This window comes from Chryseobacterium lathyri, from assembly GCF_030812195.1.
GTDB classification, from domain to species: domain Bacteria; phylum Bacteroidota; class Bacteroidia; order Flavobacteriales; family Weeksellaceae; genus Chryseobacterium; species Chryseobacterium lathyri_A.
In genome coordinates this window covers 1,948,537-1,961,599 of record NZ_JAUSSF010000001.1, presented here as the reverse complement: position 1 = coordinate 1,961,599, position 13,063 = coordinate 1,948,537, and the positions used below count along the sequence as shown (strand labels likewise).

Below are 13,063 nucleotides of genomic sequence, written 5' to 3'. Positions count from 1 at the left end.
TCAACGTATGGAAAGCCTCAAAAAACTCAATATTGAGTTAAAAAAATATCTTGAAGGAATTAAAGATGAGGTCATTAAAGATCTTGTACAAATGTTCAAAAGAGAAAATGTAGATTATCTCGAGGGCAAGACTAAAACAGATATCAAAGCCCTGTATTTTGAATATGAGTATGATTATTTGGACATCGTAGCCTGGGCTGCAGATCAAAAAGGGAATATCATTACCCAAACTATGGTTCTACCTTATCAAAAGAAAAAGCAGGCAGATAAAAGTGAGACTTGGAATTCTTTTCTCCCCGAAAGGATATGGGCCGAAGCTTCAGACTTTCAGGAACAATATGAGAACGAAGATGACTTTGATGATCTCTGGGATGAGTATAATGAGGAAAAATACAAACTGTTTGAAGACTGGTTCATTGAATGCTGGAAAAAAGTCACAGAGCTCACCCAAGCTAACGTTGATGTCTATTTTTCAATTCATGACAGCTACTTCAAAACAGATCTTAATACTTTTACAACCATCAGTGACGATGAGATTGCAAAACGCTATACATCCGGATAAAATAATTAAACATTAAAATATATCACAATTTATTATGAACACTTATCAATTTTACAAAAAAGAAGGAACACTTTTTATTTTCAAAAACCAGCCTATATTTAGTTCAGTATTGGTTATTCTTACATTTATTGCTGCAGGGCTTGCCTATAAATATAATTTTCCTTTATTGGGCTTATTCTTAATTGTGATTGCGGTACTGATCATTGCTAACTTCTTTGCAAAAAAGTTTGTGATTGATCCGCAACAGCAGACCATTACTTGTAAACCCAGTATTTTTGTTTCTACAAAGACCTATGCTTTCCAGGATTTTATAAATTTTGAAGTTTTGACGACGAAATATCTTGGGTTCATTACCATGAATGTATTTCTTAATATTCATTTTGAGGTTAATGGAAAAGAACATAAATTTATGATAGGACAGGCTCTTTCCCATAAAGCAATACAAAAAATGGTGAATGAAACCGAAGATATTATGGGGTTAAATGAAAATTTACGATGAATACCATAGACCGATATAGATTTACAGATAACGGAAGCGAAATAAGTTTTATGCCTAATTACAGCTTTCTGCACACCCTAAAATGGTGGCTGGGTGCCGGTTTTCTTGCAATTCCGGTTCTGTATTATTTCAGAAATACATTATCTGAAAAAGCAATCACGATCGTTGCCTCTATATGGGTAGTTTATATGGGATACTTTCTGCTGGATCTGTTTTTCAGAGTTCCTGTAAAATACATTTTTGACAAGCGGGAAAAGAATATCTACAGAAAATTATTTCTTACCAAAAAAATCATGAGCTTTGATGAGATGACGTATTTCATTAATGATGAAAGCGGTGCCTACTCTTATGTTATTGGGAAAAAAAGGAATCAGTTTGTCAGGAACTACAGGATCAGCAATTATTTTTCAGGCTCTAAAGCATCCCGCGTAAAAGAAGAGGAATTTCTGGAAAATATATTATATCCGGTGCTTGACGTACTTGATATTCCTATAAACAGACCACAGTAACAGTATTATGGAAGACAAGCAGTAATGCGTCAAAACGGATGCTGTGATAAATGAAAGATTTGACGGTGGTAAAAAAGCTCGGGCTGTTTCGAAGAAACAGCCCGAACTTTTATGATATAATCTATCTTAGTTTGCTAAAATTCTCTTCACAGCTTCTTTCACAGCTGCTGAATCAATCTTATATTTTTTCATCAATTCTGCAGGGGTAGCAGATTCTCCGAATGTATCGTTTACCGCAACAAATTCCTGTCTTGTAGGTCTTTTTCTTGCAAGCATTCCTGCAACAGATTCTCCTAAACCACCAAGATAGTTGTGCTCCTCAGCAGTAACGATCTTTCCTGTTTTTTCAACAGATTTGATGATGATCTCCTCGTCCAGAGGTTTAATGGTGTGGATATTGATTACCTCACAGGAAATACCTTCTTTTTCAAGCTCGTCAGCTGCTACAAGAGATTCCCAAACAAGATGTCCGGTTGCAACAATAGTTACATCAGTACCCTCCTGAAGAAGAATTCCTTTTCCGATTTCGAAAGGCATGTCTTCCGGGATGAATACAGGGACCGTAGGTCTTCCGAATCTTAAATATACAGGACCATCGTGCTCAGCGATAGCAATAGTAGCTGCTTTTGTCTGGTTGTAGTCGCAAGGGTTGATTACCGTCATGCCCGGAAGCATTTTCATCATACCGATATCTTCCAAAACCTGGTGGGTAGCACCATCTTCCCCTAAAGTAAGACCAGCATGAGATGCACAGATTTTTACATTTTTCCCGGAATAAGCAATAGACTGACGGATCTGATCATACACTCTTGAAGTAGAGAAGTTCGCGAAAGTTCCTGTAAAAGGAATTTTTCCTGTAATGCTCAAACCTGCAGCAATTCCCATCATATTAGCTTCTGCAATACCTATCTGAAAGAATCTTTCCGGTGCCTTTTCAATGAACTTTTCCATTTTCAAAGAACCGATAAGGTCTGCACAAAGTGCCACTACATTAGGATTTTTGTCAGCAAGTTCTGCTAATCCGGCTCCGAATCCTGAGCGCGTATCCTTTTTTTCTGTATATGTATATTTCATTTTTTTACTGATTATTTATTTTGATTACTGTTACTCATCACCTGGACTAGTAATCAGCAGGAGCTTCTAGATATAATTGTTTGAATGCGGTGTTAAGCTGCTCATCATTCGGAGCTTTTCCGTGCCATGCGTGAGATCCCATCATGAAATCTACACCAGCACCCATCTCTGTGTGAAGAATGATTATTACAGGTTTTCCTTTTCCAGTTTCAGTTTTAGCCTTTTCAAGGATAGCAATAACAGCTTCAAGATCGTTACCGTTTTTCTCTTCTAGAACTGTCCACCCAAATGCCTCAAGTTTAGCATGTAAGTTTCCTAAGCTTAATACATCATCAGTATCACCATCGATCTGGCGTCCGTTATAGTCAATTGTTGAAATGATATTGTCCACTTTCTTGGCAGCAGCATACATCAAAGCTTCCCAAACCTGACCTTCCTGAAGCTCACCGTCTCCGTGAAGTGTGTAAACAAGGGACTTATCTCCGTCCAGTTTTTTTCCTTGTGCTACACCAAGTGCTACAGAAAGTCCCTGACCAAGAGATCCGGAAGCAATTCTGATACCCGGAAGACCCTCATGGGTAGTTGGGTGACCCTGAAGTCTTGAATCCAGTTTTCTGAAAGTTCTCAATTCATCTACCGGAAAGAAATTAAATCTCGCTAAAGTAGAATAGTAAACCGGCGAAATATGGCCGTTTGAAAGATAAAAATGATCCTCATTTTTCCCCTCCATAGTGAAAGGAAGACTATAGTTCATTACATTCCCATAAAGTGCTGTAAAGTATTCAGTACACCCTAAACTTCCGCCCGGATGTCCTGAATTTACAGCGTGAACCATTCTTAAAATGTCTCTTCTGATCTGCGTAGTAAGAGATTTTAACTCTTCGATACTTTTACTCATTATATCTGATTTATTTGCACGCGAATTTACAATTTTTTAACGGCTTACGGAAATGCAAAAATCCGGATTGATGATCCGGATTTAGAATTATTTTAGAAAAATACTGATTTTAACAGCCTTCATTCGGGTATATGATATTTTTGTAATGATGTTTGTTGACTAATTTAAAAGAGAGCCGCGTTCCGGCATCAAGGCCTGCCAAAGTCTTTATTCCTTAATGGTTTAAAAAGAGATTTTTTTATTTTTTTCCTAAGGCTTTATGAATAGCACTTTTAATTAACGGTTCCATAATGCTGTAGCCTGCAGAATCAGGATGAATACCGTCTTTTGAAAGACCTTCGCGCATACCGCCTTTCCCATCACGCATTGCTGTATTATAATCAACGAAAACAAGTTTATTGCTGTTCGAGTACTCTCTTAACCTGCTGTTTAAGGCATCTACTTTCTGAGGTACATTAGCTATTTCCTTACGCCAGGGAAATGCAGCTGCAGGAAGTACGGAGGCAATAATTACTTTAATTCCGTTGCTCCGGGCAATGTCAGCCATTGCTTTAATATTGCTGAAGGTAAAGTCCGGATCATAAATTCCCGTGTTTTGAGCAATATCGTTAGTACCGGCATTAATTACCACTAACCTTGGTTTTAAGGCTACAACATCATTTTGAAAACGCAGCAGCATTTGGGAAGAGGTTTGCCCGCTAATGCCTCTGCCAGTATAATTATTCCCGGAAAAAAATGCTGAATGGGTTTTTACCCAGCCTTCAGTAATGGAATTGCCCATAAAGACCACATCAACTTTTTTCTTTGTATTTAAAATTGCTGTATTGTCATCTTTGTATCTGGAAAGATTAGCAAAATCAACAGCACTTTGCGCGTTTATCAGTTCGCTTAGAAGTAAGGCAATGGCAAGGAATATTGATGATTTCACATACATATTTTTTAAGGTTACTACATCAGAACAAAAGCTATTGAGTTATAATCAAGGCTTTAAAATTGTTTTCCTGATCATACTACTTTTAAATACTGTTTGTTCTTTACCAGCCATAAACCAATAAAAGTAAGCAGGCCATTAAGAACAATCAGTTCCACACCAATTCTGTAATCCGTATAAGTAGTCACCGATAGATTGATTAAATAAGTGATAACAGGCGCTAAAAGTGTAACAGCAAGAATGGAATACTTTCTTGAAATCTGAAACTTGGTGAAAATTCCAAAGGCAAAAAGTCCTAAAAGAGGTCCGTATGTATAGCCGGCAATTTCCATGATCAGATAAACGATCGATTTATCATTCATGGCTTTAAAAACCATGATCAGTATGAAGAAAACTACGGTGAAAGTCAGGTGAACCTTCATACGAAGGTGTTTCTTTTCCTTTTCTGTTTTGGTTTTGTCTTCATTAAGGCTTAATAGATCTACACAATATGAGCTGGTTACTGCTGTCAGGGCTCCATCAGCAGAAGGGAATAAAGCCGAAATCAGTCCGATAATAAAAATAATGGAAATAGGCATAGGGAAGTGTCCCTGAAGCGATAGAGCAGGGAAAAGATCGTCTCCCATAATATTTTTTATATTTCCGGATGCATCTTTGAACCCGAAAATATTGGTTACCGTTTCAGATTTTGCCAATCCATATTCTGCACCGTTCTGCAAAGCAAAAAGATAAAGCAAACCTCCTAAAAACAAAAATGCAAGATTGACAAAAAGAAGAGTTCCTGCAAAAGTGAGCATATTCTTTTTTGAATTCTGCAGGTTGTCTACAGAAATATTCTTCTGCATCATTTCCTGATCCAGACCCGTCATGGCGATCGTAATGAAAATTCCGCCTAAAATGGTTTTAAGGAAAAATGTCTTGGAATTAGGATCAAAATTGATAAAATGAGTATAATTTTTCTGTTCCAAAATGGTGTATGCTTCACCAAAGGATAAATTCAGGTTGGATAAAATATAAACGATACAGGCAATCAAGCTGATAATCATGAAGGAAGTTTGTAAGGTATCAGTAATCACGATCGTTTTTACACCTCCTTCAAAAGTGTATAAAAGAACCATCAGCAAGAGTACAAGAGCGGTCACCCAAAACGGAACGCCCAGACCTTCAAGCAGAAATATCTGTAAAACGTTGACCACCAAATACAATCTCGCTGTAGCACCAATAGCTCTGGAAATGATGAAAAATATCGAACCTATCTTATGAGCTTCTACATTAAATCTTCTTCCTAAATATGTATAAATGGAGGTCAGATTCATCTTGTAATATAACGGAAGCAATATGGCGGCAACTATAAAATACCCTATGAAAAAGCCAATGACCATCATATAATACTCAAAACCTCCGAAAATATATTCGCTGCCGGTCATTTTTCCGACAGTTCCCGGAACTGAAATAAAAGTAACCCCGCTTAAGCTGGTTCCTATCATTCCAAACGCAACGAGCCACCATTTACTTTTCTTATTTCCAATGAAAAATGACTGGTTATCAGAATTCCGGCTTGTGAAATAAGAAATCACCAAAAGGCCAACGAAATAGATAAAAACAAATAGCAAAAGGATAGTTCCTGAATTCATGCTCAAATTTTAAATTTTAGCAAATATAGTTTTTTTCTGTTCTGGTAAAAAAGAAAAAACCTTTCAGAGTAAAACATCTGAAAGGTCTGTATCTGAAGGACAGAAATAGGATCAATTGACTAAAACATCCTGTAATTCTTCACTTTTCTGAAAACTTGCTTTGGCAAAAGGACAGAGAGGAATAATCTTCTTGTTGTTTTTCCTTGCGAAATCTACTGCAGCCAGGAGCATTTCTTTTCCTACACCTTTTCCGTTGTAGGCTTCTTCCACCTCTGTGTGGTCAATGATGAATCTTTCTTCTCCGGCCCAGGTATAAGTCATGATCCCTGCGCGCCTTCCATCTATGAAAGCTTCAAAACTTCCGTGTTTTTCGTCGTTGTTTTGTTTTACTTCAGTCATATTATGAAAATTTGGTTAGTATTTCTATGTCGTTGGTTAATATTTTGTGTACAGGGCAGGCATCAGCGATAGTATGCAGTCTTTTCAGCTGTTCATCATCCAGAATGCCTACAAAGCTGATATCCCTTTTGAATACGGCTCTTTTCGTCAAAGGAAAATTTTCAAGCTCTACTTCTACGTTGATGTTTTCCACATCCCATTCCTTTCTTTCGATGTACATCCTTAAAGTGGCAGCAGTACAGCTTGCCAGAGATGTGGCTAAGATTTCCATTGGGTTGAAACCCTTATTCTGTCCGCCTTTATCTATAGGTTCATCAGTAATGATCTGGTTTTCGCCGGCCGTTACCTCAGTATAATATTTTGTTTTTCCCAAACTTGCTTTTACTGTTACAGCCATTATTGTTTTGTATTGAATTTATAACTTAATGCTCCTGAAGGGCATTGATCTATCTGGTTTTTAAGTTCTTCAGGGGTTGCGTTTTCAGCTTTTATCCAGGGTCTGTCTTTAGGATTGTAGACTTTAGGAAGCATTTTTACGCAGACAGCCGAGTGGATACACTTCTGGGGCTGCCAGATGACAGTGATGCTGCCGTTGGGATATTCGTGTGTTTCCATATTAATTTTCTTTTAATGATTTTTCGATTCTTCGGTCCGGAATCAGCCATATGAGAGCCACGAGATAATAAAAACCTATGGCAATATAAGGATAAAAAAATGAAACAGCGATTCCGAGAACGTAAAATATAATCGAGATATATTCTTTAAACTTTGAATGTATGGCTTCTTTAAGCTTGGAATCTTCACCCTCATGCCGGACAATCAGGTTCTCTAAAATCGTGTAGGCCACTGCAGACATGATGAGACAAATTCCATAGGCTGCCACCGGATTCTCTGCAAAATGGGTAGTCCCGATCCATTCCGTAGCGATCGGCATCAGCGAAAGCCAGAACAGCAGATGAAGATTAGCCCATAGAATACTTCCGTTCACCTTTTTTACAGCCTGAAACAGATGGTGATGGTTGTTCCAGTAAATTCCAACATAAATAAAACTGAAAATATAAGCGAGAAATCTGGGCAGGAGAGGCTTGAGGCTGCTCCAGCTGCTTCCTTCCGGAACCTTCAGCTCGAGGACCATGATGGTAATGATAATTGCCAGAACACCATCACTGAAAGCTTCTAATCTTCCCTTAGTCATTGATTTTAACTTCTTTTTTAAAGTTGTCTATCTTATCTTTAAGTTCCTTAAGCATATCAGGATTGATGACACCGCTTTCCAGGTCAAAATTTTCATAAAACTTAGGGAGTGAAAAAGTATCTTTGATATCTGCTGCAAACTGTGGGAAAAAGGTCCTTGCCGTATTCATGACGTTGCCACCTCCATAACCTCCCGGAGAAGTGCTCATGAGAAGCATCGGCTTATTTTGAAATACTTTGACATTGATCCTTGAAGACCAGTCGAAGACATTCTTAAAAGCCGAGCTGTAAGACCTGTTATGCTCTGCAAGCGAACAGATGATTATGTCACATTCTTCGATCTCTTTTAAAAAATTATGGGCTTCATCAGGAAATCCTTTCTTTTCAAGATCCACTGAGAAAACCGGCATGGTAAAATCATTGAGATCGATCAGATTGATCTCTTCATCCTGAAAATCCTTTAGAACAAATTTTACCAGTTCCCTGTTGATCGAAGTGGAAGATGTACTTCCTGCAAATGCTAATATTTTCATGGTTTATTAATCTGTAATAACCGTTATTTTCTGTTTAAAATAGCTTTAGGAAGCGGAACATATTCTTTTTCATCACCGGGAACCAGAGGAAACGCATCATGGTTCTGATCATTCCAGTTGACTTTAGCCTGATCGATCATTTCCTTATCCGAATTCACAAAATTCCAGAATATAAAGCGTTCTTCATCAAAAGGCTCGCCTCCGAAAAGATAGACCGTACCGTTTTCACTCATCTCAAATTCACAAAGTTTGGTGTCCTTGGCGATCATCAGCTGTTTTGAACCGTAAGAATTCCCTTCTGTGGAAACCGTTCCATCCAGGACATACATCGCTGCTTCGCCATAAAGATCCTTTCCGATGCTTATTTTCTTTGCCTCTTTCGTTTTGATTTCGATAAAAAATAATTTGCTGTGGACCGGAACTGCGGATTTCCTTCCGAATGCCTCACCTGCAATCAGTTTATACTGAATTCCGTCTTCTTCCCATACTGGGATTTCATCTGCTTCAATATGATGGAATGTAGGTTCTGTCTGTTCCAGATGTTTCGGAAGGCCCACCCAGATCTGGAATCCGTGAAGTCTTTTATCACTGTGTCTTAGATATTCGGGAGTTCTTTCAGAATGTACAACGCCTTTTCCGGCAGTCATCCAGTTCACAGCTCCCGGCTTTATTTCAACTGCACTTCCAATGCTGTCCCTGTGAAAAATAGATCCTTCCAAAAGATAAGTTAAAGTAGATAAACCGATATGCGGATGGGGAGGAACATCAAGGTTCTGATAATCCTTCAGCTCAGAAGGTCCCATATGATCGATAAAAACGAAAGGTCCTACCGCTCTTTTCTCGCGGAAGGGAAGAAGTCTTCCTACCAGGAAATTTCCTATATCTGCAGCCTTTTCTTCTATGATAAGTCCAATATTTGACATAATAAAGTAAGTATTAAGTTAATGGATTAGATTTTTAGATGTATTGTTACAGCTTATTATAGCCTTCAAATCTTTCATCAACAATGCGTTTCCAATCAGGATGTTTTTTGATATAGGCAAAAACATACGGACAGAATGGAAGAAGTTTTTTTCCATTTTCTTCAATGTAAGCTAATGTTTTCTCTACCACAGCAGTGGCTGCACCGGTCCCTGCAAGTTCAGGATCTGTTTCTGTGTGTACCAAAGCAATCTGGTGACCCATTTCACGGTAATCGATAAATGCAAAATGTCCGTCGATTTCTATTTCAAATCTTTTTCCCGCTTTTACAAGAGGGATATTTTCAAATTCTGGTTTCATAATTTTTTGTATTGTAAAAGGATTGGCGGATTGCAAAGACGCAAAGTAATTCTGAACCGTACGTCTTTACATTTTACCAAACACAAGTATATAAAGTTAATAAAAAAGGAAGAATCTAAGATTAAGATAAATTTAATTCTTCTAATCTTCCAAATAACCGAATTTTCCGGTATTAAAATCTTCGAAAGCCTGCATAATTTCTTCTCTCGAATTCATCACGAAAGGGCCGTGAGGATAAATAGGTTCATTAATAGGTTCTCCGCTGATGATCAATACGACTGCATCTTCTTTGGCTTCAATGCTGAAAGTTTCGCCCTCATTTTTAAATAAAACAAAATGGTCAGTTGCTGCCTTTTCTTCTCCATTTACGGTAATGCTTCCTTCAATCACCAGTGCTGCTGTATTGAAATGAGCAGGAAAACTGAATTCAGCTTTTCCACCAGCTTTTAACTTGGCATTCATCATATGCAATGGGGTGAAAGTATCCGCCGGACCTTTGTGTCCGTTATATTCTCCTGCAATGATTTCAACAAATCCATTCTCACCAAGACTGATACGTTCCATTGCTGCATTTTCTATAGCCTGGTATTTCGGGCAGCTCATTTTATCTTTTGCCGGAAGGTTGACCCATAGCTGGACCATCTGAAAAATACCGCCTTTTTTTGACCATTCGGTTTCATGATACTCTTTGTGAAGAACGCCTTTTGCAGCAGTCATCCACTGTACATCACCTTCCCCTATAATTCCGCCTCCGCCGGCACTGTCGTGATGCTCTACTTTACCTTTGTATGCTATGGTCACGGTTTCAAAGCCTCTGTGTGGATGAACTCCCACCCCTCTGGGCCTTTCAGAACCGTTAAAGTGGAATTTTGAATTATAATCAAGCATGATGAACGGATCCATTCTTTTCATGTCTAACCCCTGTACCCCTGGTATAAAATTATGAACTCTAAAACCATCTCCCACAAAATGGGCAGGTTTTGGAGATGCTACGATTTCTACTTTTTTCGCTGTCATAATATTGTGAATTTTATATAACAAAAGTACGGTAGCGAAGATTCAGCTGCATTGATCTGTGTTAAGTTCGTAAAGATAAAAGGTGTGAAAAACTTAATCTTCCTTAGATTTCATATTCTTTCCATCTGAAATATGGAGCCTTCTGAAAACAAAGCCTGATATGATGGTCAATATACCTATGGTAAGGAAGGTGTAGCGGAAAGCATTGTGCATTTCGCCTTCAATAAGATTAGAATTCTCAAATAATTTTAAAACAATCAATCCGAAAGCAATTCCGAATCCGATAGCCAGCTGCTGATTGACTGATATCAATGAATTGCCGCTGCTGGTCTGGAAATTCCTAAGGTCTGCAATAGAAATCGTGTTCATCGAAGTAAATTGTATGGAATTGAAAAAACCTAATATGGCAATTATGGGAACAAACCAATATAAAGAAGTATGGATGTTGGGAATGGCAAGAAGGCATATCAGGGTTCCGATAATGAATGTATTAACCATTAAAGTCTGCCGGTAGCCATATCTATCTAAAATTTTAATAACGGATGACTTCCCGAATATGGCAGTCAGGGCCATTGGAGCAATGATCCATCCGGAAGTCACTGCCGACTGTTTATAGGCAATCTGTATCATCAGGGGGAGCAGAAGCGGAACGGAGCTGATTCCTAAACGGGTAGCCAGGTTTCCGACAATTCCTACACGGAAGGTTCTTACCTGAAACAGATCCAGAGGGAAAATAGGATTTCCGCCTCTTCTTGCATGTCTGTAGTAATAGTAGAGGAATAAAAAGCCAAGAATAAAGACAAAAAGCACCGGACTTATATTCTGCATATCCCCGAATAATTCCAGTGAAATGGATAACAGCAACGATGCAGCTGCAAAAATTAAAAAACCTTTTAGATCAAAGTCTACATCTGTGGATTTGTAATTCGGCATATATTTTAAACCTAAAATAATTCCTAATACCCCGATGGGAATATTGATCAGGAAAATCCAGTGCCATGAAAGGTAATCTACCATATAACCTCCCACCAGCGGACCAAGCACAGGTCCTATCAGTGCAGGAATGATTGCGAAGTTCATTGCTTTAAGCAATTCGTTTTTATCGAAAGTCTTGATCAGCGCCAGCTTTCCTACCGGTGTCATCAAACTGCCTCCGACTCCCTGGATTATTCTTGAAATAACCAGATGGGTAAGATTTTGCGATAGGGAACAGAACAGTGAACCTAAGCTGAAAAGGACTAAGGAAAATATAAATACTTTTTTGGTTCCGAACCTGTCTGCCAGGAAACCGCTAGCAGGCATAAAAACCGCCAGGGTCAAAACGTAGCTGATAATAGCATTCTGCATATTGAGCGGAGATTCATGGAGGTCTTTGGCTATGGAGGGTAGGGAAGTGTTCAGGATCGTGGAATCCAGCATCTGCATGAAGATGGCAGTGGCCAGAATGAGTGGGAGTATTTTTTTTACAGAGATCTGCTGCGGGTTTGTTTCTGTCATTGGATGTAGACTGGAAATCTGATGAGTTCCAGATTTGTTTTTATTGAATCAGTTTCTGTTTTTAAACAGTTTGATCTTTAGATAAAGAATTTCATATAAAATTAAAAAAGTCCTGTGAATTTTCACAGGACTTTTTAATTTATTTTCTAGGCTTTTCTACTCCTTTCCATTCATCGCCGGCTTTTCTGTACTGGCTTAAGATATAAGTTTTGAAATCTTTTGTTTTGTATTCAATGTTATCGGTGTTTTGTTCAAACGGCATAATGTAGTAATAGTCCACATCTGTCTTGTCTGATTTATTTCCTTTCTTCACCGATGGAACGTATTTGGAAAATTTATAGCTCGGAAGATATTGTTTTAATCTTGCGTAGAAAGCTTTATTTTCTTTTTCGTCAGGAATGATATCTACAATATTGAAATCGTCTTTTTTCTTGTCAATCCACAGGTAATATGTTTTTTCTTCGCCTAAGTTTCTGTTTAAAGAGTTGAAGGCAAAAAGTTCTTTTGGAACCAGTTCTTTGATTTTTTCAGGATCTACCTTAGTATAGAACTGTCCTTTAGACGGGTCAACATAAGTTTCAAGGTTGTACATTAAAACTGAGTTGTTTTCGAACTTTTTGTTCTTAAAATATTGATTTAAAGATAATTCTGCAGTGGCTCTGAGTTCTTTCCCTCTGTCATCCAGTTTTTTGGTAGGATTCTGAGGATTTACTTTTTTTACAAACTCATACAAAACGACAGGTTTTACATCTTTAAGGTGAGGATACGTTTTAAGCTGTTCTGCTTTTACCAGCCAGTAAAACTGCTGATAATAGTCATCCTTATCTGCATCTTTCACACTTTTATAAGTCAAAGCAAGCTTCTTTGAATTTAAGTATTTGCCGTATTTTCCCTGTCCAAAAGCAAAACTGATGGATAGTAAGGCAAATAAAACAGTAAGATTTCTTCTCATTTTTTTATAATTGATATTTTCGTTGTCCAAATATAATTATTTCTTAGATATTATTTTTGATTGTCAGTTAAATTATATTGATA

Annotated in this window: 17 protein-coding genes; 3 read left to right on the top strand and 14 right to left on the bottom strand. The window is 37.9% G+C overall.

Going from position 1 to position 13,063, the window contains the following annotated elements; genetic code table 11:
• Positions 1 to 7 precede the first annotated feature (7 nt).
• The 3 genes from J2T03_RS08820 to J2T03_RS08810 are packed head-to-tail and all read left to right on the top strand — an operon-like array spanning position 8 to position 1,570.
• Positions 8 to 562 carry a hypothetical protein gene (locus tag J2T03_RS08820; RefSeq protein ID WP_307210776.1) on the top strand — a complete coding sequence of 185 codons (555 nt, stop codon included), beginning with the start codon at positions 8 to 10 and terminating at the stop codon, positions 560 to 562.
• Between the two features lie 34 nt (positions 563 to 596).
• Entirely contained in the window at positions 597 to 1,061 is a 465-nt protein-coding gene (locus tag J2T03_RS08815) for a hypothetical protein (protein ID WP_307210774.1), read from the top strand.
• Entirely contained in the window at positions 1,058 to 1,570 is a 513-nt protein-coding gene (locus J2T03_RS08810) for a hypothetical protein (RefSeq protein ID WP_306844002.1), read from the top strand. The genes J2T03_RS08815 and J2T03_RS08810 overlap by 4 nt, the downstream gene beginning before the upstream one ends.
• 126 nt (positions 1,571 to 1,696) lie before the next feature.
• Here the strand turns inward: J2T03_RS08810 and J2T03_RS08805 are convergent, their stop codons facing one another.
• From J2T03_RS08805 to J2T03_RS08740, 14 genes are all read right to left on the bottom strand, one after another.
• Positions 1,697 to 2,644 carry a transketolase family protein gene (locus J2T03_RS08805; RefSeq protein WP_306844004.1) on the bottom strand — a complete coding sequence of 316 codons (948 nt, stop codon included), beginning with the start codon at positions 2,642 to 2,644 and terminating at the stop codon, positions 1,697 to 1,699.
• Between the two features lie 46 nt (positions 2,645 to 2,690).
• Positions 2,691 to 3,545, bottom strand: a complete 855-nt coding sequence (locus J2T03_RS08800) for a transketolase (RefSeq protein WP_306844734.1) — start codon at positions 3,543 to 3,545, stop codon at positions 2,691 to 2,693.
• A gap of 235 nt (positions 3,546 to 3,780) precedes the next feature.
• A complete protein-coding gene (locus tag J2T03_RS08795) occupies positions 3,781 to 4,470 on the bottom strand; it encodes an SGNH/GDSL hydrolase family protein (RefSeq protein ID WP_307210772.1) in 690 nt (229 codons plus the stop codon).
• 77 nt (positions 4,471 to 4,547) lie between these two features.
• Positions 4,548 to 6,107, bottom strand: coding sequence for a sodium:solute symporter (locus J2T03_RS08790; RefSeq protein WP_307210770.1), 1,560 nt, complete (start codon positions 6,105 to 6,107; stop codon positions 4,548 to 4,550).
• A 111-nt stretch (positions 6,108 to 6,218) separates the two neighbouring features.
• On the bottom strand, positions 6,219 to 6,506 hold the full coding sequence (locus J2T03_RS08785; protein WP_306844010.1) for a GNAT family N-acetyltransferase: 288 nt from the start codon (positions 6,504 to 6,506) through the stop codon (positions 6,219 to 6,221).
• Between the two features lies 1 nt (position 6,507).
• Positions 6,508 to 6,903 (bottom strand): OsmC family protein, encoded by a 396-nt coding sequence (locus tag J2T03_RS08780; RefSeq protein ID WP_307210769.1) that lies wholly within the window; start codon positions 6,901 to 6,903, stop codon positions 6,508 to 6,510.
• Positions 6,903 to 7,121 carry a (4Fe-4S)-binding protein gene (locus J2T03_RS08775; protein WP_111959319.1) on the bottom strand — a complete coding sequence of 73 codons (219 nt, stop codon included), beginning with the start codon at positions 7,119 to 7,121 and terminating at the stop codon, positions 6,903 to 6,905. The genes J2T03_RS08780 and J2T03_RS08775 overlap by 1 nt, the downstream gene beginning before the upstream one ends.
• A 1-nt stretch (position 7,122) precedes the next feature.
• On the bottom strand, positions 7,123 to 7,701 hold the full coding sequence (locus J2T03_RS08770) for a TMEM175 family protein (protein WP_307210767.1): 579 nt from the start codon (positions 7,699 to 7,701) through the stop codon (positions 7,123 to 7,125).
• The gene (locus tag J2T03_RS08765) at positions 7,694 to 8,233 is read right to left on the bottom strand and encodes an NADPH-dependent FMN reductase (RefSeq protein ID WP_307210766.1); all 540 of its coding nucleotides are present in this window, start codon (positions 8,231 to 8,233) and stop codon (positions 7,694 to 7,696) included. Before J2T03_RS08765 ends, J2T03_RS08770 begins: the two co-directional genes overlap by 8 nt.
• Before the next feature lie 23 nt (positions 8,234 to 8,256).
• The gene (locus J2T03_RS08760) at positions 8,257 to 9,156 is read right to left on the bottom strand and encodes a pirin family protein (RefSeq protein WP_306844017.1); all 900 of its coding nucleotides are present in this window, start codon (positions 9,154 to 9,156) and stop codon (positions 8,257 to 8,259) included.
• 46 nt (positions 9,157 to 9,202) lie between these two features.
• Positions 9,203 to 9,514, bottom strand: coding sequence for a GNAT family N-acetyltransferase (locus J2T03_RS08755; protein ID WP_306844018.1), 312 nt, complete (start codon positions 9,512 to 9,514; stop codon positions 9,203 to 9,205).
• Positions 9,515 to 9,655: 141 nt separating this feature from the next.
• Complete coding sequence (locus tag J2T03_RS08750; protein WP_307210764.1) at positions 9,656 to 10,531, bottom strand: pirin family protein; 876 nt, start codon at positions 10,529 to 10,531, stop codon at positions 9,656 to 9,658.
• A 93-nt stretch (positions 10,532 to 10,624) separates the two neighbouring features.
• The gene (locus J2T03_RS08745; RefSeq protein WP_307210762.1) at positions 10,625 to 12,028 is read right to left on the bottom strand and encodes an MFS transporter; all 1,404 of its coding nucleotides are present in this window, start codon (positions 12,026 to 12,028) and stop codon (positions 10,625 to 10,627) included.
• 139 nt (positions 12,029 to 12,167) lie between these two features.
• On the bottom strand, positions 12,168 to 12,980 hold the full coding sequence (locus J2T03_RS08740; protein WP_307210760.1) for a hypothetical protein: 813 nt from the start codon (positions 12,978 to 12,980) through the stop codon (positions 12,168 to 12,170).
• Between the last annotated feature and the right edge of the window lie 83 nt (positions 12,981 to 13,063).